Origin of the sequence: Sphingobacterium sp. UBA1498, assembly GCF_002325125.1 — a bacterium.
GTDB lineage: Bacteria > Bacteroidota > Bacteroidia > Sphingobacteriales > Sphingobacteriaceae > Sphingobacterium.
The window spans coordinates 1-22,081 of record NZ_DCRG01000012.1; the positions used below are offsets into that span (position 1 = coordinate 1).

Consider the following 22,081-nt stretch of genomic DNA (forward strand, 5'->3'; position numbering starts at 1 on the left):
GGAAACAGTCAAGGGCTTCTTTCGTTTAACTACCTCAGTGGCCATAGATGCGGCTGGTCCATCTGCGATGTTCCGCAACCGGCACTGTCCTCAGTCGCACAGTGCATCTTCATAGAAGTCTGCCGATCAATCTTAGTCCAAACTTGCAATTGTATCGATAGTGGCTATAGCATAACTGAGGCAAAGGTGTGTCTTGAGGAAACAACAACCTTTTTTGGCCGTAATAATAGGTTGACTTATATTAAAAGATCTAGCTGCAAGGTTAGAAAAGTGATTAGCATCACTTTTGACTTCACGATTAATTATAGGAACGCCGGTTCACCATTTTTATTTTTGATAACTTACTTACATTCAGTTGCAAATTGTAGAAACGAAGCGAAAGCCGAGATTAAGCTAAAAGTGATGCACATCACTTTTGTACGCATTGTACATCATTAGATTGTCATAAAATGCTGCTTACTTTTGAAGCAGAATCAACAATTTAAGTAATGCAGTTAGAGCAATTTAATTACGACAATAAGATTGTCAGAAATTTCGGAATCGCTACCATTATTTGGGGGATAGTTGGTATGACCATAGGATTGCTTGTGGCGACTCAACTTGTTTGGCCTCAGATGAACTTTGGATTGCAATTTACAACATTTGGCCGTGTACGCCCTGTACATACCAATGCGGTTATTTTTGCTTTCGTAGGTAATGGTATTTTTATGGGAGTATACTACTCCTTGCAGCGGGTGCTTAAAGCAAGAATGTTCAGTGATGCTTTGAGTAAGCTCCATTTTTGGGGTTGGCAATTAATTATTGTTGCCTCGGCTATTACACTTCCACTGGGTCTTACTTCAAGCCATGAGTATGCCGAAATGGAATGGCCAATTGATATCGCCATTACCCTTATTTGGGTTGTATTTGGTATCAATATGTTCGGCACTATTATCAAACGACGCGAACGCCATATGTATGTCGCAGTTTGGTTCTATATTGCCACGTTTGTTACAGTCGCTGTTTTGCACATTGTTAACTCCATTCAATTGCCCGTAGCGGGCTGGAAAAGTTACTATGTGTATAAAGGTGTACAGGATGCCCTTGTACAATGGTGGTATGGACACAATGCAGTAGCCTTTTTCTTGACGACTCCTTATCTGGGAATGATGTATTATTTTCTTCCTAAAATGGCCAACCGTCCGGTTTACTCGTATAAATTAAGTATTCTTCACTTTTGGTCTTTAATCTTTATTTATATCTGGGCAGGTCCTCACCATTTATTATATACGGCACTACCGGGTTGGGTACAGTCTTTAGGAGTCGTATTTTCAATTATGTTGATTGCTCCGAGTTGGGGTGGTATGATCAATGGTCTGCTCACCTTACGGGGTGCATGGGATAAGGTGCGGACAGAACCGATGTTAAAATTCATGGTGGTGGCACTTACCTGTTATGGGATGGCAACTTTCGAGGGGCCTATGTTATCCTTGAAACAAGTTAATGCAATTGCTCACTTTACCGATTGGATTGTAGCACACGTACACGTGGGGGCATTGGGATGGAACGGATTTATGACATTCGGAATTTTGTACTGGTTGATACCTCGTATTTATAAAACAGACCTCTACTCTAAAAAACTGGCATCAACTCACTTCTGGATTGGTACACTGGGTATTTTGTTCTATGCAATCCCAATGTACTGGGCAGCTGTAGTACAAGGTTTGATGTGGAAAGAATTTACACCAGAGGGTGTTTTGAAATATCCGAATTTCCTTGCGACGACATTAGAAATTTTGCCGATGCACATGATGCGTGCATTAGGTGGGGCTCTTTATCTGTCTGGTGTGTTCTTGATGACTTTCAACTTGATCAAAACGATGAAAAGCGGAAAGCTTCTGGCCAATGAACCAGCGGAAGCACCTGCATTATTGCCAGTTCAGGTAAACGAACAGTCGCAACACCGTCGCCTCGAACGTAAACCAATTTTATTTATGGTGCTAGCGCTAATTGCCATCCTTATCGGAGGTATGGTCGAGATGGTACCGACGTTTACGATTTCTAAGAACGTTCCCACAATTGCTAGTGTGAAACCTTACACAGCATTGGAATTGCAAGGACGGGATTTGTATGTTAGGGAAGGCTGTGTTAATTGTCATACACAGACGATCCGTCCGTTTAGGTCAGAAACAGCGCGATATGGTGAATATAGTAAAGCTGGTGAGTTTGTTTACGATACACCGTTTTTATGGGGCTCGAAGCGGACTGGACCGGATCTGCACCGGATCGGAGGGAAATATCCGAACAAATGGCACTTTGACCACTTGATGGATCCAACAATTACCTCTCCTGGAAGTATCATGCCAACTTATCCATGGCTGATCGATCAGAAATTGGACAATTCTATTCTGCAGGATAAAATGAAAGCATTGCGCAAATTGGGTATTCCATATACCGATGCTGAAATTGAACATGCTGAAAAGGATCTTACTAAGCAAGCGCAAAAAATTGCTGATGATCTGAAACAAAATCAAGTGAATGTGTTAGCTGATCGTGAGATTGTAGCCGTAATTGCATACTTGCAGCGACTTGGAACAGATATAAAAGCAGCGCCGAAGGTAGCTGATAATACTATTAACGCAAATCAATAAAGCGATGTTTAAGCAAATAACAAATCTAAACGGTAGTGAGCTTTATTTAATCGCATCACTTTGGATCTTCTTGATTTTCTTCATTTCAGTAGCAATAATGTTGTTCCGGATGAAAAAAGACTATGTTACTTATATGAAGGAATTGCCTTTGGAAGAAGACGAAACAGAAAAGGAACTGAATCATTCACCTGAAAGTCTATAATATATGAGTTTATTATTGGATACTGCACCAGCTACCGCAGAAGTTGTTCAATCTACGATAGGATTTGGTACAGATAATTTATACACAGATATCTTAATTATCGTATTGATCGTTGTGATGTTGGCTCTCCTCGCTTCGGCACTGATGGTCAATCGTGCGATGAAATCCATTATTAAGATTACCATGCCTGAATTGGCCAACGAGGAAAAACTCAAAAAGGCAGCAAACAAAGGCTGGATGAAAAGGTCATGGAACAAGATCATGGGGATCAGACCGATTTCAGAAGAGAAGGATATTGTTATAGACCATGAATATGACGGTATTCGCGAATTGGATAATCCGATTCCAATCTGGTTTAATTTCCTCTTTTACGGAACAATCTTTTTTGGTCTTGTTTACTTATTCGTTTATCAGGTCTCTGGTATAGGAATGAACCAAGATCAGGAATATGAACATGAGATGGTCATTGCTGAGAAAGAACGCCAGGCTTATCTCACTGCTTCAGCGAGTAACGTAGATGAAAGTAGCGTGGAGTTTCAACCGGAGTTGGCCGCCGACGGGAAAGCTATCTTTACCGCAAACTGCGTCGCCTGTCACGGCGGTAGTGGTGAAGGTGGTATCGGACCGAACTTGACCGATAAGTTTTGGTTACATGGTGGCGAAATTAAGGACATCTTCAAAACCATTAAATATGGTGTTCCTGATAAAGGAATGGTGCCTTGGGAACAAACTTTAAGTCCTGCTCAAATTGCACAGGTGGCCAGTTATATTGTCACATTAAGGGATACTAACCCTGCTAATCCAAAAGCGCCGCAAGGTGAAGAGGTAAGCTATGGTGGTGGGCAGGCAGCAAGTGGAGAGAAATCAGCGGAGGAAGGTAAAACAGATCAAGCTGAAACAGAAAAAAAAGCAGAGTAATAAATCGAAATAACAATGAGTACAGTAGTATTGAATAATGCCAATAATGGTGGATCTAAGTCAAAAAAGAGACAATGGATTTATGCCAAGAAACCGCAGGGAGAACTTTACAAAAAGAGACAGTGGGTTGGATATTCACTGCTACTGTTCTTATTTGTCGCTCCTTTTATCAAAATAAATGGTGAACCGTTTTTAATGTTTAACATTATTGACCGGAAATTCTCCATCTTAGGAAATCTTTTCTATCCGCAAGACCTATACATATTCGTATTTGGCATGTTGATCGTGATGGTATGTGTGGTTTTGTTTACTGTTGTCTTTGGACGGGTATGGTGTGGGTGGACTTGCCCCCAGACCATTTTTATGGAATTGATATTTAGAAGGATCGAGTATTGGATTGAAGGTGATTGGCAACAACAAAAAAAATTGGATGCAGGTCCGAATACGGATCAAAAGCAGTTTAAGAAATTTTTGAAACATAGCATTTTTCTGATCATATCCTTTTTCATCTCCAATATCTTTTTATCTTACATTATCGGTGTCGATGCCTTGTTGAAGATTATTACTGATCCGCTGGATCAACATATCGGTGGTCTCATCTCGATTACTATATTTACATTGGTTTTCTATGGCGTATTTGCCTATGTTAGAGAAATTGTATGTATAGCAATCTGCCCATACGGTCGATTGCAAGGGGTACTCTTGGACGATCAGAGTATTACCGTAGCTTATGATCATAGACGTGGAGAACCTAGAGGAAAACATCAAAAGGATGTCATGGCACCTCAGGGCGATTGTGTGGACTGCAAGCTCTGCGTCCATGTATGTCCTACAGGAATTGATATTCGAAAAGGCTTGCAATTGGAATGCGTAAGTTGTACGGCATGTATTGACGCCTGTGATGCTGTCATGGACAAAATAGGAAAGCCTAAAAAGTTAATTGGCTTTTATCCAATGGGGGAGATCGAGGGTACGCTCAAGAAAAAAAACAATACGAGAACAATAGCTTATTCTATCGTGCTGGTCGCCCTAATGACTGTCTTTTGTTTTCTATTGTTCAACCGTTCTCAGGTGGATGGAAGGTTACTCCGCGCAAAGGGCAGTACCTACCAGCTTCGTGACGATAAGACAATAAGCAACTTGTATTCTTTGGAATTGATCAATAAGTCTGGCAAAGAAATGCCTTTCAAACTCGTCTGCGATGATCCGCGTTTAAAGATTCAGCTGGTTAACCCTATCCAAAAATTGGATAAAGATGGGCATGCGACAATGAGTTTTTTTCTCATTATCGCGAATAAAGATGTGGAGACTTATAAAAGTAATGTAAAATTAGCGATCTATTCGGGTGATAAGAAAGTGGAAAGTTTAAAAACTACTTTTATAGCGCCTCCGGGTATGAATTAAAATGAAGAAAAATGAATTGGGGTACAAAAATTTTTTTAACCTTGGCGGTATTTATGTTGTGCATAGTCGGAGCGGGTGTCTATATGGTAAGCCATGACTCGGATAGTCTGGAGGAAGATGATTACTACGAACAGGGGCTGAATTATGACCAAGCGTACGATAAAAAGCAGAATGTATTGACTATGAAGGAATCTCCGACTGTCGAAATCAGGAAAGACACCTTGTACATTCATTTTGTCTCTAAAGAAAATAAAGGGAAATTGGTTTTTCGAAAGCCTTCTGATAATCGATTGGATAAAGAATTACCGTTTCAGACGACAGGTAATCTATATACCCTTCCGATCTCCACGTTCGATAAAGGAATGTGGAACCTTTATATTGATTGGAAAAGTGTGGGTAAAGATTTTCTATTTGAAGAGCATATTTTATTTTAGTATAAGGAAATGAGCTATACTTATTTTGCTTTTTTCATGGGATTGTTTGGCAGTATACATTGTGCGGTAATGTGTGGCCCATTGATTTTCGCCATAGAAGGGAGGCAGGGTTTGGGGTGGAAAGTTTTCCTAAATAAGATATTATATCAATCTGGTAGGGTACTGACCTATGGTTGTTTGGGGCTTTTACTCGGTACGATAGGGACATTTGCACAAATTCAAGGCTGGCAGCGTACCTTGAGCTGGGTTACAGGAATTATACTGATAGGAATTGCTTTATTTCAGCTAGTCGGTAAGCACAACAAAACGATCGCGAGCTGGCAGACCAAAGCTGTGCAGCCTATTGTACGGTTGTTGTCGAAGTGGTTGTATAAGCCAGGGGGAAGCTTTATAGCCGGTGTGTTGAATGGATTATTACCCTGTGGCATGGTCTATATGGCACTCATGTCTTCCATTAACGCGGATAGTCCACTCCAAAGTTTTTTCTTTATGGTATGTTTTGGTTTGGGAACTATACCGTTGTTGTTTCTCTTTTCTTTTCTTGGCAATTTTTCCCGATCCTTCAAAATTGGATTTTCAAAATGGGTACCTTTTCTATATTTCTTGTTGGGAATATGGTTTGTACTTCGTGGTGCCAATTTAGATATTCCCTATTTAAGTCCATTTATTCATGTTGAGGGCGCAATAAACTGTGTTTGACGACAACGATATGTCGGTACTAAATATTATATTTGGTCAAACCCTTAGCATACAAAATGGAGGTACTTCATCATATCTTACAAATAGTATTACAATATTACTGGATCCCTTTACTGATTCTTTACATTGGTGTAATCGGGACCATCTTGATCGAAAACCGTAATCCATCCAAAACGATTGCCTGGATTATGGTCATTGTGTTCTTGCCCGGCATTGGTTTACTCAGTTACTATTTCTTTGGACAAAAATTTAAAAAGGTCAAAAGAATGAAACGGGTATACCGTGAGCAGTCCAAAAAACTATTGGACGCTTGGCGTAAGGAGTCTGAAATTATGGAGGAACATATCGATACGTTAAATGAACGCATTGGAAGTTTGGCTATGGTGTATCGATATCTCAAAAACCAAAAAATATCTACCTTTTCCCTGAATAACGAGGTGACGCTATTTATCAATGGCGAAGAAAAATTTCCTGTACTTATCGACCGGCTTAAAGCAGCCGAGCATTCTATCCATATGGAATATTACATTTGGGAAATGGACAAAATAGGCCGTGAAATTTTACATATTTTAGAAGAGAAAGCAAAAGCTGGTGTCACTGTGCGTCTGATATTAGACAGCTTTGGTGCGCCGGATGTAATAAAATATTTGCGACGAAATAAACCTGATTTTGAATTTCAAGCCTTTCTTCCCGTTACTTTTAGTTCTTTGGCAAACAGTAACTACAGAAACCACCGTAAGATTGTGGTTATTGATGGTAAAATCGGCTTTGTCGGTGGGATCAATATTTCGGACCGATATATCAATAACGGAAAGAATGGGGTTTACTGGCGGGATACGGCGATGATGGTGATCGGCGCAGCAGTAAATACATTACAGATCCAGTTTTGGAATAGCTGGAATCAGACGGAAGCGGAGTCTTTTGAACTCGGGCGGGGTTATTTAAATCGATTTCCATTAAATCATGAAGATGCCAGTGGAGTAGGGTTTACGGCGAGTGATCCTGGATCGCCAGCACCATTCAATATGGAAGCTATTATCGCAGGTATAAATGAAGCTAAAGAGTATGTACAGTTGTGTACTCCTTATTTTATTCCAAGCGATCAATTGACCACTGCTTTAATGTTGGCGGTTTCGTCGGGTGTTCGTGTGGATTTGATGTTGCCGGCTCAGTCTGATTCGTATTTCGTACAACATGCTTCTTTTTCATTTATCAAACCGCTACTGGAAAGGGGAGTGAATGTTTACCTTTATAAAAAAGGGTTTCTCCATGCTAAAACGATCTGTATTGATGGGAAGCTGGCCTATATTGGTACGACAAACCTGGATATCAGGAGTTTTTATATCAATTTTGAGATTTCAGGAATTATCTCGGATAAAGCACTCTGTGATCGTCTGAATGCACAGTTTTTGGCTGATATTGAATTTTCAGATCTGATTACAATTCGAAGTTGGATGCAACGAAGCCGTTGGAAAAGAGGTGTCGATTCTATCTGCAGACTATTGGCTCCTTTGCTTTAATGACGTTTGAAAGGGGCTCATGGTTCCAATACCAGATATAATAAATGTTAAAAATGACCTATTGGGGTTGGTCTTTGCCTAAAATTGAATATATTTAGCTATTCATTTTTTATTCTAAGACTTTCCATGAAGCACATAAAACTATTGACTTTATCGATAGGACTATTAGGAATAGGGACGACGTATGCGCAGACCGCACCTACACTACCTATTAATACGATCGTAGAACGAGTTCAAAAATATTTTCAAGTGTACCCCGTTGAAAAGGTACATTTACATTTCGATAAGCCATATTATGCTGTAGGGGATACCCTTTGGTTTTCCACCTATTTATCTCGCAATTTGCCTGAATATGAGCCGAGTAAAATAGCCTACGTGGAGGTGCTGAATAGCCGTGATTCCCTTATCCAGACTCTTCGGATTCCATTGGATAAAGGGGTAGGAAATGGGCAGATTGTGCTTGATCCTCAATTTATGGTTCAGGACAATTATCGGTTTAGAGGCTATACGAAATGGATGGCTAATTTTGATAATGCTTACTTCTTTAATAAAGTAATTCCCATTGGTGACGTAATTAATAAGAAATTGATTACGAATATTGAATTTCAAAATAACATTGGTGGGAATAAGACGCAGGCAGTCATCCAGTTTCGCGATCGAACGGGAAAACCGATGATCAATTCAAAAATTAATTGGGAGTTTGTATCGGGCTGGGAAACGTATGACAAGGGTAAAGGTGAGACTGACGGATTGGGGAAAGTAACTATAAATCTGTCTGCTAAGGAAAAGTCGAATTTGGAAAAGGGACAATTGAAAATTAGTATTCAGGAAAATAAAAATGAAAAGCCGCTGTCTAGTTCTTTCTTACTCAAAAATGCCTTATGGGATGCCGACGTACAGTTCTTTCCTGAAGGCGGAGATCTGATCGCAGGCCTGGCTAAAAAGGTCGCATTTAAAGCAGTTGGATCGGATGGCAAAGGGCTAAAGGTTAAAGGCAATATTCTGGATTCAAAGGGCAAGTCCGTTGCTGAGATTGAGGACTTTGGAACCGGAATGGGTTATTTCTCGCTGTTACCTCTTGCTGGAGAAAAGTATCAGGCAGTGATAAAGTTTGACAATGGACAAGAACGCACATATAAATTGCCCGCCGTCGTTACTGATAAAGCAAATGTCGTTTTTGTGAAGCAGGATGCCACGAATGCTGAGTTCGCCGTGGTGACCAGTGAAGAAAATTTCTCAAAAAACCAAAGTCAATCTTATTATGTTTTGGTTCAGTCCAATGGACACCTTTGTTTTGGTGCGCAAGTGAATTTAAAATCTTCCTCAGCGTTAGTTAATATTCCGAAAGAACGTTTACCAAATGGTATTGTCCAGGTAACTTTATTGAGCCCAGAGGGAAAGCCTATCAGCGAGCGTCTGGCATTTGTTCAAAGCGAAAAGCTTTTAAATATCCAAGTCACAAGCGATAAGCAAAGTTATAAAGCCAAAGACTTCGTAAATCTTAAACTTGCGGTGGACAACAATGGACAGAAATTTCCAGGAAGCTACTCGGTATCTGTAATTGATGAGTCTAAAGTTCCCTATAATGATCAGGCGGATCTTTCTATCGTGAGTAACTTTTTACTAACTTCAGACCTGAAAGGGAATGTGGAGAATCCAAACGCCTATTTCGATGAAAAAAATCCCAATCGTGACAAAGCGCTGGATGCGTTATTAATGACACAGGGTTATCGCCGATTTGATTATCCAACGCTTATTTCGGAGAAATTACCGCAGATTAGTTTTCTCCCTGAGCAAGGTATAGAGTTGTCTGGCACCCTTCGGATGAACACAGGGCGTCCTTATCCAAATGGAGGCTTGCTTTTATCGGTGCCTTCCCGTAACATTAAAAAGGATGTGTATACGGATCAAAATGGACGATTCACATTTAAGGATCTGGTCTTTCCAGATTCATCCAAAGTAACGGTAAATGCCCGATCCAATGACAATTACAGGAGTTTGGTTATCAATATGGATCAGAGCTTTTATCCTGAGATTGATAAGAACAATGTGTATAAGAGCTATTTTATACCCAATATAGATCAGGCTTTTGCGCCTTATTTGGCCAATAGCCGAAAAGAATATCGAAAATCCATCTTACTGGATGAAGTCGAAGTGACAGCCGTAGTGAAAAAAGTAATCACAAATAAAGATTTTCCTTCTATTTCGGGATTATCGATGCCCGAGCATCGTATTGAACCCGATCGTTTGACAGGGTGCAATGTGTTGACGATGTGTCTCCAAACGGTGTTGACGGGTATTACTTATGATCCGCAGACATTGAAATATTATGTTTCCCGCGATTACAATGCGGGTGGGCGTACACCTGTACAATTCTTTCTGAATGGTATGGCTATTGATGAACCGGGGCTGAATAGTATCAATGTCGCTGATATCGAAGGTATAGAAATTTTCTTGCGCGATGAATTGGGGACAGTTTCCAGAATGTATCAGAACAATGGTGTTGTTTCCATCTATACGAAGAAAGTAGAAGCTAAGAAACCACGGATGTCGTTGAGTGAGATTGAAAGTATGTTACCTAAATCAAACGTTATCGATATGTATCCGCTGGGCTACATCAAAGAAAGAAAATTCTACGTTCCTAAATATGATACTCCAGAGAGAAAAGCTGTGAATGATTTGAGAACCACTATTTACTGGAATCCGAAAGTCTCCATAACAGAAACAGGGGAAGCTGCGATTCAATTTTATAATGCCGACGGAAATGGAAATTATAAAGTGATTGTTGAAGGAATGGACCAAACTGGGAATATTGGACGGAAGGTAATAAACTATAGCGTTCAGCCCTAACTATTTCTGTAGGCGATAAAAAAGAGCAGCTCCTTGATGGGCAAGGAGCTGCTAACTAACCAATTATAAACCTAAATTATGAAAAGTATTTTGTCGCTATTTAAAGCGTTAATCTTCTATTTGTAAAGTATATTTCAAATTTTATGCCAAACTGTATTTGTATATTTTTTGGCAGATTTTTATTGAATGCTTCTCAAAATCACTTAGTCAAATTAAAATAACAATGTCTGCACCGAGGTTCGTAGGCTTCTTTTTCACCTAAAAGTACTGTTGCTGTCTCATTGGTCAGGCGATAAGAATAATTTGCCGGAGCCCCGCATTGCATGCACACCGCGTGCACTTTTGTCACATGTTCGGCTACCGACATAAGATGGGGAATTGGCCCAAATGGTTTTCCTTGATAATCCATATCGAGTCCCGCGACAATTACTCTCATACCACTATTTGCCAATTTGACACATACCTCTGTCAAACCGTCATCAAAAAACTGTGCCTCATCGATTCCGACCACTTTAGTTGATGAACTTAAGAGTAAGATAGCGGAAGAATGATCAACTGGCGTAGAGGGTATGCTGTTACTATCGTGTGAAACGACTAATTTATCGTCGTATCGCTTGTCAACGGATGGTTTAAATATTTCAACATTCAGACGTGCATATTGCGCTCGTTTTAGTCTGCGAATCAATTCTTCTGTTTTGCCTGAAAACATGGAACCGCAGATAATTTCAATGCTACCATATTGAGAGGGGCGCAAAGCCAAATTATGTTCGAAAAAAAGCATTTGATTAATTTAATTTTGTCGTATGGTCTTCAAATAAGGCGATATTTGTATAATAACCTACTACTATATTCTGTTTTTGACGCTGCTAATATCAGAATTAAATATTAAATTTGGGTAGCAAAAAAGTGTATGTAAATCCAAATATTTATAAATCAAAGGTTTGAGTTTTCCACTTTTAAGTTAGTTGAGGGTATAGGTATGATAAACGATTAATTGGTGATTTCAAATATAATTATGGGTACTCAAGAGGAAATTTTTAATAAGATAGGTGATTTATTACAGGATTTAAATGGAAAGTATCTGACCTTGTCAGAACAAGACGGCTTGTCCGAAATGAATGAATTAGTCCTATTGGAGGCTAAGGCACAGGCTGTGGCAGCCTATATAACTCTACTCAAGACAACGACTGTCCTTCGCGAAAATCAATCGCCGCATACGTTAAATTCAGCCGCATTGGAAAGTAAGAAGATTGCATTCAACGATTATTTTACACCGCCTTCTACCATTAGAACAGCGGCGCAGCAATTTGTCGCTGAGCAGCCTGCAAAAGTAGTTCAGGAAACCGAGCAGGTTGAAGATCTCAAATCCATCAAGGACGAAAATATGGTAGAGGAGAGCGAGAGACCAGTAACTTACGAAAGAGAACCATTGAAATCGGAGGAATCTAACCCTGTTGCCGATGGATCTGTAGATTCTCGCATAACAGGATCTCGGGTAGTTGAGCCGCCTTATCAGGTCGAAAAGGGAGCAACCTCACAGATAGAAGAAGCGAATGTCTTTGTTAAAGAAGTGGTTGAAGAGCCGAAAGAAATCATTATTGAACAGCCCAAGGAAGTTTTTATTCAGGAAGAAATCAATACTGTTGTTGAGGAAGTTCCTGCTAGACCATTAACTTTAAATGAAATTATTTCTCAGCAGAAACAAGCAGGAGTGCAAAACCGAGTCTATCAGGTAAATCAATCTGGAAGTAATGATAAACTCACGGATATTAAAACAGGTATAAGCTTAAATGATAAACTTTTGTTTATTAAGGATTTGTTTAATGGCTATAGCTTGGCATATAGCGAAGCAATTGAATTATTAAATAGATTTACGAGCTATGCGGAGGCGGATGCGTTTTTACAAACAAATTATGCGATTAAAAATAAGTGGGCGGATAAACCAAATACTGTTGAAAAATTATACGATGTCCTGCGCAGAAGATATAACTAAAATATTGCAGAAGATATAATTAGAATATTAAAATAATAAAAAAACAGCTCTGAAAGTATAGGAGCTGTTTTTTTTTGGCCTATATTTCAGATTTATCAGTTTAGTTGAAATTGTAACCAATCATTTCCTTCATGACCGTATACAAAATATTTGGGCTGAAGAATTTCCGCTAATGCTTCGAGTTCCTTTAAATAATTGTATCCTGGAATCTGTGCAAACTGTTTATCGGTCATAATAAATACCTGATCGAGCTCGATAGCTTTGGACGAAGTGATAGCTGGCGTATTCAACAATTTAGGTAGCTGGATAAACGTTTGTTCACCATGACCAATGACAATGATTTTGTCGGCTTCACTTTCAGTCGTCACTGGAATACCACCTGCAATCTTTATGGCTTCATGTAGATAAGCTGAACGGTTAATTTCAAGCGGTTCGATTTGATCTACCACCAAGACTTTAGGCCTGTCAATCGCTGAGATAAACTTAAGTTTATGGATGAGGATATTCGTTTCATCTTCAATTTTTTCGATGAATTCAGCGCTTTTATCACTAGCATCAAGATCATTGCCTATGCCTTTGACATAGCTGATCATATCATCGATGTCCACGATTTGAGGCTGACCTGAAAGTAATTTGTTGTAATTTTCTACTGAAATAGCTGCTGAATTTAGGTTCAGCTGGTCCAAAATATGGGCGACAAGTTTTTCTTGATTGCTTTGCATACTACAAAAATACAAAACCTTCACGACTTCGTAGACACCAAGAGCAATGAAAGCGAACTGAAGGTTCTTTCTAACCAATAAGAACAGCCAATTTCTGAAAAAAGCCAATTTCAAAAAAAAAGGGAGAGTATTAGAGAAAGTAAATTAGCCATAGTAGGTATACACATATTTTTGTAAATTGGCATAAAATAAATGCTATAAAATATGTTTGACAAATTATTTGAGGCCCAACAAAAGGCAGAGGAGATCAAGAAAAGACTGGATTCAATTTCCGTTTCCGGTGAGGCGGAAGGTGGATTAATCCGTGTGGTGGCGACAGCAAATAAAGAGATAAAAGAGGTGATCATCGATCCTGTATTTTTATCAAACGCGGATAAGGAAGAACTGGAAGAATTACTTGTGGTTGCTTTGAATAAGGCTATTGTTCAAGCTGAGAATATCAGTCAGGCTGAAATGCAGGCAGCGAGTAAGGATATGTTGGGGGGACTGGGCGGATTATTTAATCAATAAGGTGATCATCATGAAAGCGACATATTACGGACAGTCTTGCGTGGAGTTTGATTTTGATGGGATAAAGGTACTTATGGATCCATTTGTCACCTTCAATCCACTGGCAAAAGAAATCGACGTCAATGCGATTAAACCAGATTATATCTTTTTAAGCCACGGACACCAGGATCATGTAGCCGATATGGCTACGGTTCAAAAAAATAGTAATGCTACTGTTCTAGCGATTGTTGAAACTGCAGACTGGGTCCGCAGACAGGGAGTCCCCGATGATAAAGTCATCGAGTTTAACTTGGGTGGAACTGTTCAGCTGCCATTTGGTTCGGTAAAGATGGTCTATGCTGCGCATACCAATAGTACACCTGACGGTCAATACGGAGGGTTTCCAGTAGGTTTTGTTTTCAATGTAAAAGGCAAACGAATTTATTTTGCAGGGGATACGGCTTTAACCATGGAAATGAAATTATTGGCTGAAATGAATCTCGATTGGGCCTTTTTACCGATAGGAGGCCATTACACTATGGACGTGGACGATGCAGTCAAAGCGGCTGAATTTGTGAACTGCGCCCGGGTAATCGGAATCCATTACGATTCGTTTCCGCCAATCACTATCGATAAACAACAAGCTTTGGATAAATTCCAAAATGCGGATATATCATTGTCATTACCTGAAATCGGTACGACAGTTGAGCTTTAAAGTCAAAAAAGCCGAGCTAACTCGGCTTTTTGTTTTAATTATGCAAACTTTTCAGATTTAAGGTCTTTGTATCTATGAGGATATGACAATTTTTTTAAGATCTTCCAAACTGAATAGGGGAATGTCAATGATTTTGTTTTTAAGGATTTGTTCTTTGTTTTCTTCAAAATAGAACAATTTCCATTCACCATTTTTATATTCTAAACTACTGAGGTTTTCAATCCAATCACCGGAATTCATATACGTACAGGTTCCTTTTCGCGTAATGACTTCTTTGATTTGAGGTTGATGTATGTGTCCACAAATAACAAAATCGTAGTTTTTTTCTATGGCTAACTCGGTTGCTGTATGTTCAAAATCCGATATATATTTGACTGCCTTTTTAACAGAGTTTTTAATTTTTTTTGATAGGGAGAATTTCTCCTTACCCATTTTGTCCAGACAGTAATTAATAATGTTATTGAGCTGTATAAGTTTATCATAACCCCATCCACCCAGTTTTGCCAACCATTTAGAATGATGAATGGAAGCGTCAAAAACATCCCCATGAAAGATCCACACTTTTTGGTTATTGAGGGAGAGAAGTAGTTTATTGCTCAGCTTGATATTACCTAATTTTAGGTCTGTAAACTTGCGCAACATTTCATCGTGATTGCCCGTGATGTAATGTACTTCTGTACCTGAAGAGCTCATGTCAATAATTTTTTTGATGACTTTGAGATGTTCTTGTGGAAAGTAGCTTTTTTTAAATTGCCAAATGTCTACGATATCGCCGTTCAATATCAATATTTTGGGAGATACTGACTCCAAGTAAAGTAAAAGTTCTTTTGCTCTACTGCCGTAGGTACCTAGGTGTAAATCTGAGATTACAAGTATATCAAGGCTTCTTTTCATTTGCAATAAATTATTTTATTTATCTCTGTTTAGAAAGATGACTCAACCTGAGTTGAACCACAATAATTTCATTCGATAAATCTATTATCTTCTATTACAAAAGAAAGATACATTTATTTTGTACCGATGAAATTCCCGTTATTAAATCATTAAAATATCTTGTAAAAAGGTTTAAATGGTTAATTGGAAATTAATACAAGCAACAAGTATGAGCTATTGGGGTAGTTAAGGGAGTTGGAGACTGTGGTATGCTATACTAAAAAAGGTATCCAACACAAATTGGATACCTTTTAAGTATGTTAAAGATTGTTATTCTTTTATTTGGCAGTAGCTGCCGCTCTATCAATGTGAAATTGTACCAAGTCGTCAATCGGGGAGCGTAAGATTTTACCTACTTTCATTCCATATTGTTCAGCTTTTTCAGCCAATACATTTCTGAAATTATAGCCTACTGAACCTATACAGTTGAAAGTATAGCTCTGATAATTCGGGTATTTGCTGACAAGGTTTCTGAAAAAAGCTTCAAAAGCTTCATCGACGATATTGCGCGTGTATTCGATATTCACATTATTGTCATAAACAAATTTGCTAAAACTAGCACAGAAACGATTAGGCATAGGTTTGGTATAAACCGCATCCATAATTTCGTCTTTTGTCATTTTATACGTGTTATAGAATACTTCCTTAACATCTTTGGGCATTAAATTACGAACATAATCCGCTAGTAATTTTTTACCGATATAACTACCAGAACCTTCATCACCTAAAATATAAGCACCGGAGTCGATGTTCAATGTGATTTCTTTGCCATCGTAAAGGCAGGAGTTTGTTCCTGTTCCTAGTATCGCAGCAAACCCGGCTTGAGTTCCTAATAATGCCCTTGCTGCCGCAAGAAGATCATGTCCTACTTCAACTTCAGCTGTTGTAAATACTTCTTTCAAGGCGTCAACTACGATTTGTGCTTTTTCCTTGTTGTGGACTCCGGCACCATAATAGTTTACTTCCGAGATTTTTTCAAAAGGCAAATCTTGCGGTAGTCCTTTTTTTAGGGAGTTTACAATGTATTCACTATCAACAAAATAAGGATTATACCCTTCTGTATTGAAGTAGATTTTTTTATTCGAATCGTCTAACAAACACCAGTTTGTTTTTGTTGATCCCCCGTCAGCAATGATTATCATTATTGAGTAGTTTTAATTGTGTTTATCGTTATAAAATGAGTAATCAATCATTAATCAATTCCCCGAAAATACATTTTTTAATTTTAAATATCATAATTTATCCATTGATTTTTCAAAAAATAAATTTTTGTGATTTAGCCAGTATATAAAAAAACAGGCTTAGCGATATCGCTAAGCCTGTTTTTGTACTGTGTAATAAAATTGTTTAAATAGTGTACTATTTACAATTAGTGAGGGCTGTTAATGTCCTCCTTCAGCCTCTATTTCGTCAATGTTGATTCCTTGTTTTGTTAATATTCCCTTCACAAATATTGCAAAGAAAACAACATAGCAGAATCCGACCAATGGTAGAATATACGAATTATGGATACCGATAATATCTGCTAGTTTTCCTTGGATCGGAGGAAGAACACCGCCCCCAAGAATCATCATAACAAGGAACGCTGAGCCTTGAGCGGTGTATTTACCCAAACCAACAATGGATAAACTGAAAATGGAAGACCACATAATTGAACAAGCAAGACCTCCTGATAAAAAGGCATAGATAGCGATTGTACCCGATGAGAACAAGCCAATCAACATGGCAATAATTCCGAATAATCCGAAGATAATCAATGTACGAGCAGGTTTCTCTTTACTTAGGTAAAATGCTACAATTTGAAGAATAATACAAACGACATAATAATAGAGGTGTGACATTTCAAATCCAGCGAGTGTATTAACTCCAATAATAATAGAAAAGGCGATGAGTGGAACGATAATTAACAAACCGTTTTTGGTGGTTTTAGTTAAGTTAAACGCAGTTATTGCGCCTGCCCATCGGCCGATCATCATACTACCCCAGTACATGGATACATAAGGTGTAATTTGTGATGATTGCAAATGTCCAAATTCTTTCAGGGTTAATAATTCGCCTAGGTTACTACCAATGGCTACTTCGATACCCACATAGATAAACAAGGCAAGCATACCTAAAGCCAATTGAGGGTATTTCATCGCCCCCCAACCTTCTGGATTTTTTTGGGCACTTTTATTAGAGAATAACAAACCGCCAATGACAACAACCAAAGCGCCTGCTAGCCAGAGCATACGTTGGGTTTCAAGAGGTTTGGCGATTTCTTTAATCTGTGATTTGAGTTGATCGATCTGAACGGGATCCGTTAAACTTGAAACTTGCTTGTGCAATTGCTCTACTTCTAAGGCTAGATCACTTTTATAGCTTAAAAAAACGGGGGTGAACATACCGAAGAGCAAAATGGTCATAATAATCAATGTACGTAAAGCTTTGTTTGCTTTTTCCATTGGCTCGTCGCTGATCCCAGCAGGAACTTTTTTACTGAAATTAAATAGCGCTGCAGCTAAAATAAACAGCAGGCCAACGCCTATATAAAGATAGACTACTTTATTTAACGGAAGGTTGGCAATTTCGGAGTCAGAAATAGGTTCAAAAGTTCCGAATAATGAAAATCCGATAACAAGTGGGCCTATTGTTGTACCGAAAGAGTTAATACCTCCACCGAGGTTGACGCGCGAAGCTCCGGTCTTTGGATCACCCAGTAAAACTGCAAATGGATTTGCCGCGGTCTGTTGTAATGAAAAACCGAGGGCAACGACGAAGAGACCCAACAACATGCCAACATATAGGTTCACTTCGACAGCGACGATCATGGCTGCAGCACCTAAAGCTGAGAAAAGTAAGCCATAAACGATACTCTTTTTATATCCCCATTTGCCAACCAGATCTTTTCCACCGATTGAACTGAAAATAAATAGTAGCAATGCACCGATGTAATAAGCTGTATAAAAAGCAAAGTCAATCAGCTGGGATTGAAACTGATCTAAATGAAAGTAATTTTTGCAGAACGGTATAAAAACACTGTTCCCTGCCGCAATGAACCCCCAGAAGAAAAACACAATAATTAGTGTGTAAAGCGCGGGGTAATTGGTTTTAGTTTGTTGCTGTTCCATATAAGGGATCTAAAAACTTAAATTTTGAAAGGTACGAACTTATGAAAAAAAATATAAATTCAATCTAAAAATGTTGTTAAATCGTTTTACTAGCTACAATAGTAAATATTTTTTTTGAAATATTTTGAAATAACAAAATTTGTTTTTTTCTTTGTCAAGGTTCTCAATATTTAATCCGCTTCGGATTTAAAAGAAATCATTAAGTTCTTCATCTCACTTAATCTTGGAAACTCGCTTAAGTGTAATCAGAATTCAGAATAAAGCTCAAAAAGAAAATCCAAAAATCATACACAACACATTAATGGATATTAACGAATTAAACGCTAAACTCGTATCAGAATTGCGCGAGATTGCTAAGTTGATCGGTATCGCAGATGCTGATAAATTGCGTAAACAAGAATTAATCGAAAGAATTAGTAATACTGGCGCAGAAGAGGAAGCCGCTCCAGCTTCAGCTGATAAAGTATCAAAAGTAGAGGAAGATAGTCAGGAACATGCTGAACGTACACGTAAACGTGTGCGGACCATTAAAACTGCGGAACCTGTAACGGTGAGGAAACGTGAAGTTTCTGAGCATGAAGAAACCCCCGTTGCAGCCGAGGATACAGCAGCAGCAGCAGATAAAGGTGCCCAACCTGAAAAAACCATTCAAACTCCTAAAGCAGAAAGCACTTCTTCAAGTACAGATTTCGACAATGTAATTGTTAATGAGGGGGTATTGGAAATCATGCCTGATGGTTATGGCTTCTTACGTTCTTCAGACTATAATTATTTGACATCTCCTGATGATATTTATGTATCACAATCTCAAATCAAATTATTTGGTCTGAAAACGGGTGATACTGTTCGTGGTTGTATCCGTCCTCCTAAAGAGGGGGAAAAATATTTTCCTTTGGTCAGAGTAGAGGCTATCAATGGACAAAATCCTGCAGAGGTACGTGATCGTGTACCATTTGATTATTTGACACCATTATTCCCAGATGAGCGTTTAAATTTGGATATGGGCGTTGGAAATTATTCTACGCGTATCATGGATTTATTTACGCCTATCGGTAAGGGGCAACGTGGATTAATCGTTGCGCAGCCAAAAACTGGTAAAACGAACTTGTTGAAAGAGGTGGCGAATGCTATAGCAAAAAATCATCCGGAAGTTTATCTGATCATTTTACTAATCGATGAACGCCCCGAGGAGGTTACCGATATGGCAAGAAGCGTCCGTGCTGAAGTTGTTTCTTCAACATTTGATGAACCAGCTGACCGCCATGTAAAAATTGCGAATATCGTGCTTGAAAAAGCAAAGCGTATGGTAGAGTGCGGACACGATGTTGTGATTTTACTAGACTCTATAACAAGATTAGCGCGTGCCTACAATACGGTTGCTCCTGCATCAGGTAAGATTTTGTCAGGGGGTGTGGATGCCAATGCGCTACATAAGCCAAAACGTTTCTTCGGTGCTGCTAGAAATATCGAAAACGGTGGTTCATTGACTATTTTAGCTACTGCATTGACAGATACAGGATCTAAAATGGATGAAGTTATTTTTGAGGAATTCAAAGGTACGGGTAATATGGAATTACAGCTGGATCGTAAATTGGCAAACAAACGTATCTTCCCGGCAATCGATATTACAGCATCCAGTACGCGTCGTGATGATTTGTTGACCGACAAAGAAACATTGCAACGTATTTGGGTACTTCGTAACCATTTATCTGATATGAATTCTACTGAGGCTATGGAATTTTTACAAGGACAATTGCGTGGAACTAAATCGAATGAAGAATTTTTGATCAGTATGAATGGATAATTCCATCAAATTTTGATATTTTAGCCATCATTTGATTAAAAATGATGGCTTTTTTTTATAAAGTAGATCCTGTACATGAAAAAACATATTCCTAATTTGCTGACTTGTCTAAATTTATTTAGCGGTTGTATCGCTGTATTAATGGCATTACAAGGTAATATTAAAATTGTTACCATCTGTGTGTTTGCGTCGGGGATATTTGACTTTTTTGACGGAATGGTGGCGCGTCTTCTTCATGTTAAATCGCCGATTGGGAAAGAACTTGACTCGTTGGCCGATATGGTTAGTTTTGGCTTTTTACCTGGAACAATCATGTTTACTTTGTTGTCAAAGGTATTTCCTGATGGCTCTTTATATCCTTATTTGGGATTTATTATTACAGTTTTCTCGGCTTTGCGTTTAGCCAAGTTCAATCTGGATGAGCGCCAAACCTCTGATTTCATCGGTCTCAATACACCAATGAATACATTTTATGTTCTCTCACTTCCGTATATCGCTGACACCTATCCCCAATTTGTTTTAAATCCGTTGATTTTAATCAGTAGTATTCTTTTAACAAGTTATCTGTTGGTGAGTGAAATTAGGTTGTTTTCGATGAAATTTAGTTCGATGGAATGGAAAGCAAATAAATATCGTTTTATATTTCTGATCTTGACTTTGATCTTTTTTATGATTGGTCAATTTATGGCTCTTCCCATTATTCTCATTTTGTATTTCATCTTATCTGCATTGCATTTCAATAAAAAAAACGATCTGTCTTAGATCGTTTTTTCATATTGTTCCAATTCAAAAAGGAGTTCCTTCATCTCGATATCGATGATACAGAAAGTGGCCCGCAGTATCTCTAAAGATTCCTTGTTTTTTGCGTGGCTCTCCAATTCTTCAAATTTTTCTTTTAGATGAAAAGCACCTATATAGTCCATTGTCGGTTTGATATGATGGGCGGCATCCCCTATTTTCTGCAGGTTACCTTCAGCTAGTGCCTGACGGAGCTTATCGAGATCGACAGGTGTTTGAATAAGGTACATTGATACAAATTGTTTAATTAATTCTTGATTGTCGAACATGTTTAGGCTGATCAGTTCAATGTCGAGATGGTTCATCGTTGCTTGTTTTCTTTACAGGTAAATCGTCTTTGCATTTATCCAATAAATATACATTATTTTTTTTGTAAACAGGGTGAACGTAGTCTGGGGCTATTTCCACCAACGGTTCGAGCGTGAACCTACGTTGGGCAATGTAGGGGTGTGGAATCTGAAGGGATGGTAGGTCGATGATTTCTTGGTTGAAGTAGAGTAGGTCGATGTCAATAACTCTTTCACCCCACTTTTCTTTACGCACGCGTCCCAATTCCTGTTCGATATGCTGTGTTAGTTTTAAGCATGCTAAGGGCGGTAATTTGGACGCTACCAAGATAACCTGATTTAAAAAAGCTGGTTGGTCTTTCACTCCCCAAGAAGCAGTTTCATAAATTGACGACGCTTCAATTATCTCTCCAGCATGTTTCTCGATCTGCTTTCTCGCTAAATTAAGCTGCTGAAAGCGATCCCCTAGATTGGTGCCCAATAGGATATATATTTTATTCATACTGCTAAAATAAGCTTTTGAGGGATTTAATGATGAAGTTTGCCTTTTAATTCCATCTGATTATGCAAATT

Annotated in this window: 19 protein-coding genes; 12 read left to right on the top strand and 7 right to left on the bottom strand. The window is 38.6% G+C overall.

Going from position 1 to position 22,081, the window contains the following annotated elements; all coding sequences use genetic code 11:
- Positions 1–488: 488 nt before the first annotated feature.
- The 7 genes from ccoN to B3139_RS08000 all read left to right on the top strand — a co-directional run bounded on the left by ccoN (position 489) and on the right by B3139_RS08000 (position 10,657).
- Positions 489–2,630: a cytochrome-c oxidase, cbb3-type subunit I gene (ccoN, locus tag B3139_RS07970; protein ID WP_293881667.1), complete on the top strand. Its 2,142-nt coding sequence runs from the start codon at positions 489–491 to the stop codon at positions 2,628–2,630.
- Positions 2,631–2,835: 205 nt separating this feature from the next.
- Positions 2,836–3,750, top strand: coding sequence for a cbb3-type cytochrome c oxidase N-terminal domain-containing protein (locus B3139_RS07975; RefSeq protein ID WP_209582235.1), 915 nt, complete (start codon positions 2,836–2,838; stop codon positions 3,748–3,750).
- A 15-nt stretch (positions 3,751–3,765) separates the two neighbouring features.
- Positions 3,766–5,154 (top strand): cytochrome c oxidase accessory protein CcoG, encoded by a 1,389-nt coding sequence (gene ccoG, locus B3139_RS07980; protein WP_293881671.1) that lies wholly within the window; start codon positions 3,766–3,768, stop codon positions 5,152–5,154.
- Positions 5,155–5,165: 11 nt separating this feature from the next.
- Positions 5,166–5,588 (top strand): FixH family protein, encoded by a 423-nt coding sequence (locus B3139_RS07985; protein WP_293881673.1) that lies wholly within the window; start codon positions 5,166–5,168, stop codon positions 5,586–5,588.
- Positions 5,589–5,597: 9 nt separating this feature from the next.
- On the top strand, positions 5,598–6,287 hold the full coding sequence (locus B3139_RS07990; protein ID WP_209582251.1) for a sulfite exporter TauE/SafE family protein: 690 nt from the start codon (positions 5,598–5,600) through the stop codon (positions 6,285–6,287).
- 56 nt (positions 6,288–6,343) lie between these two features.
- Positions 6,344–7,807, top strand: coding sequence for a cardiolipin synthase (gene cls, locus B3139_RS07995; RefSeq protein ID WP_293881676.1), 1,464 nt, complete (start codon positions 6,344–6,346; stop codon positions 7,805–7,807).
- Between the two features lie 126 nt (positions 7,808–7,933).
- Positions 7,934–10,657 (top strand): carboxypeptidase-like regulatory domain-containing protein, encoded by a 2,724-nt coding sequence (locus B3139_RS08000; protein WP_293881678.1) that lies wholly within the window; start codon positions 7,934–7,936, stop codon positions 10,655–10,657.
- Positions 10,658–10,856: 199 nt separating this feature from the next.
- Here the strand turns inward: B3139_RS08000 and B3139_RS08005 are convergent, their stop codons facing one another.
- Entirely contained in the window at positions 10,857–11,438 is a 582-nt protein-coding gene (locus B3139_RS08005; protein ID WP_293881680.1) for a thymidine kinase, read from the bottom strand.
- Between the two features lie 234 nt (positions 11,439–11,672).
- Between B3139_RS08005 and B3139_RS08010 the strand changes: the two genes are divergently transcribed.
- Positions 11,673–12,650: a hypothetical protein gene (locus B3139_RS08010; protein ID WP_293881682.1), complete on the top strand. Its 978-nt coding sequence runs from the start codon at positions 11,673–11,675 to the stop codon at positions 12,648–12,650.
- A 95-nt stretch (positions 12,651–12,745) separates the two neighbouring features.
- Here the strand turns inward: B3139_RS08010 and B3139_RS08015 are convergent, their stop codons facing one another.
- A complete protein-coding gene (locus B3139_RS08015; RefSeq protein ID WP_293881684.1) occupies positions 12,746–13,372 on the bottom strand; it encodes a hypothetical protein in 627 nt (208 codons plus the stop codon).
- 204 nt (positions 13,373–13,576) lie between these two features.
- On the opposite strand from B3139_RS08015, the gene B3139_RS08020 reads away from it, so the two are divergent.
- Both B3139_RS08020 and B3139_RS08025 read left to right on the top strand, forming a co-directional pair.
- Positions 13,577–13,882, top strand: a complete 306-nt coding sequence (locus B3139_RS08020; RefSeq protein WP_209582269.1) for a YbaB/EbfC family nucleoid-associated protein — start codon at positions 13,577–13,579, stop codon at positions 13,880–13,882.
- A gap of 10 nt (positions 13,883–13,892) precedes the next feature.
- Positions 13,893–14,576, top strand: coding sequence for a metal-dependent hydrolase (locus B3139_RS08025; RefSeq protein ID WP_293881687.1), 684 nt, complete (start codon positions 13,893–13,895; stop codon positions 14,574–14,576).
- A 72-nt stretch (positions 14,577–14,648) separates the two neighbouring features.
- Here the strand turns inward: B3139_RS08025 and B3139_RS08030 are convergent, their stop codons facing one another.
- From B3139_RS08030 to B3139_RS08040, 3 genes are all read right to left on the bottom strand, one after another.
- Positions 14,649–15,470, bottom strand: coding sequence for a UDP-2,3-diacylglucosamine diphosphatase (locus B3139_RS08030; protein ID WP_209582274.1), 822 nt, complete (start codon positions 15,468–15,470; stop codon positions 14,649–14,651).
- A gap of 317 nt (positions 15,471–15,787) precedes the next feature.
- Entirely contained in the window at positions 15,788–16,651 is an 864-nt protein-coding gene (locus tag B3139_RS08035; protein WP_209582276.1) for an N-acetylglucosamine kinase, read from the bottom strand.
- Between the two features lie 240 nt (positions 16,652–16,891).
- Positions 16,892–18,619 (bottom strand): MFS transporter, encoded by a 1,728-nt coding sequence (locus B3139_RS08040; RefSeq protein WP_293881691.1) that lies wholly within the window; start codon positions 18,617–18,619, stop codon positions 16,892–16,894.
- Between the two features lie 301 nt (positions 18,620–18,920).
- Between B3139_RS08040 and rho the strand changes: the two genes are divergently transcribed.
- The gene (gene rho / locus B3139_RS08045; RefSeq protein WP_293881693.1) at positions 18,921–20,423 is read left to right on the top strand and encodes a transcription termination factor Rho; all 1,503 of its coding nucleotides are present in this window, start codon (positions 18,921–18,923) and stop codon (positions 20,421–20,423) included.
- 75 nt (positions 20,424–20,498) lie between these two features.
- The gene (gene pssA / locus B3139_RS08050; protein WP_293881695.1) at positions 20,499–21,185 is read left to right on the top strand and encodes a CDP-diacylglycerol--serine O-phosphatidyltransferase; all 687 of its coding nucleotides are present in this window, start codon (positions 20,499–20,501) and stop codon (positions 21,183–21,185) included.
- Here the strand turns inward: pssA and B3139_RS08055 are convergent.
- Both B3139_RS08055 and folK read right to left on the bottom strand, forming a co-directional pair.
- Positions 21,182–21,526, bottom strand: a complete 345-nt coding sequence (locus tag B3139_RS08055; RefSeq protein ID WP_209582289.1) for an Hpt domain-containing protein — start codon at positions 21,524–21,526, stop codon at positions 21,182–21,184. The genes pssA and B3139_RS08055 overlap by 4 nt on opposite strands.
- Positions 21,507–22,010, bottom strand: coding sequence for a 2-amino-4-hydroxy-6-hydroxymethyldihydropteridine diphosphokinase (folK, locus tag B3139_RS08060; RefSeq protein WP_293881698.1), 504 nt, complete (start codon positions 22,008–22,010; stop codon positions 21,507–21,509). Before folK ends, B3139_RS08055 begins: the two co-directional genes overlap by 20 nt.
- Positions 22,011–22,081 lie beyond the last annotated feature (71 nt).

Coding starts and splice junctions, on each gene's coding strand:
- B3139_RS08005 (WP_293881680.1), bottom strand. CDS start 11,438: ATGCTTTTTTTCGAACATAATTTGGCTTTGCGCCCCTCTCAATATGGT.
- B3139_RS08000 (WP_293881678.1), top strand. CDS start 7,934: ATGAAGCACATAAAACTATTGACTTTATCGATAGGACTATTAGGAATA.
- B3139_RS08010 (WP_293881682.1), top strand. CDS start 11,673: ATGGGTACTCAAGAGGAAATTTTTAATAAGATAGGTGATTTATTACAG.
- B3139_RS07990 (WP_209582251.1), top strand. CDS start 5,598: ATGAGCTATACTTATTTTGCTTTTTTCATGGGATTGTTTGGCAGTATA.
- rho (WP_293881693.1), top strand. CDS start 18,921: ATGGATATTAACGAATTAAACGCTAAACTCGTATCAGAATTGCGCGAG.
- pssA (WP_293881695.1), top strand. CDS start 20,499: ATGAAAAAACATATTCCTAATTTGCTGACTTGTCTAAATTTATTTAGC.
- ccoG (WP_293881671.1), top strand. CDS start 3,766: ATGAGTACAGTAGTATTGAATAATGCCAATAATGGTGGATCTAAGTCA.
- B3139_RS07985 (WP_293881673.1), top strand. CDS start 5,166: ATGAATTGGGGTACAAAAATTTTTTTAACCTTGGCGGTATTTATGTTG.
- B3139_RS08055 (WP_209582289.1), bottom strand. CDS start 21,526: ATGAACCATCTCGACATTGAACTGATCAGCCTAAACATGTTCGACAAT.
- B3139_RS08040 (WP_293881691.1), bottom strand. CDS start 18,619: ATGGAACAGCAACAAACTAAAACCAATTACCCCGCGCTTTACACACTA.
- B3139_RS08035 (WP_209582276.1), bottom strand. CDS start 16,651: ATGATAATCATTGCTGACGGGGGATCAACAAAAACAAACTGGTGTTTG.
- ccoN (WP_293881667.1), top strand. CDS start 489: ATGCAGTTAGAGCAATTTAATTACGACAATAAGATTGTCAGAAATTTC.
- B3139_RS08015 (WP_293881684.1), bottom strand. CDS start 13,372: ATGCAAAGCAATCAAGAAAAACTTGTCGCCCATATTTTGGACCAGCTG.
- B3139_RS07975 (WP_209582235.1), top strand. CDS start 2,836: ATGAGTTTATTATTGGATACTGCACCAGCTACCGCAGAAGTTGTTCAA.
- B3139_RS08025 (WP_293881687.1), top strand. CDS start 13,893: ATGAAAGCGACATATTACGGACAGTCTTGCGTGGAGTTTGATTTTGAT.
- B3139_RS08020 (WP_209582269.1), top strand. CDS start 13,577: ATGTTTGACAAATTATTTGAGGCCCAACAAAAGGCAGAGGAGATCAAG.
- folK (WP_293881698.1), bottom strand. CDS start 22,010: ATGAATAAAATATATATCCTATTGGGCACCAATCTAGGGGATCGCTTT.
- cls (WP_293881676.1), top strand. CDS start 6,344: ATGGAGGTACTTCATCATATCTTACAAATAGTATTACAATATTACTGG.
- B3139_RS08030 (WP_209582274.1), bottom strand. CDS start 15,470: ATGAAAAGAAGCCTTGATATACTTGTAATCTCAGATTTACACCTAGGT.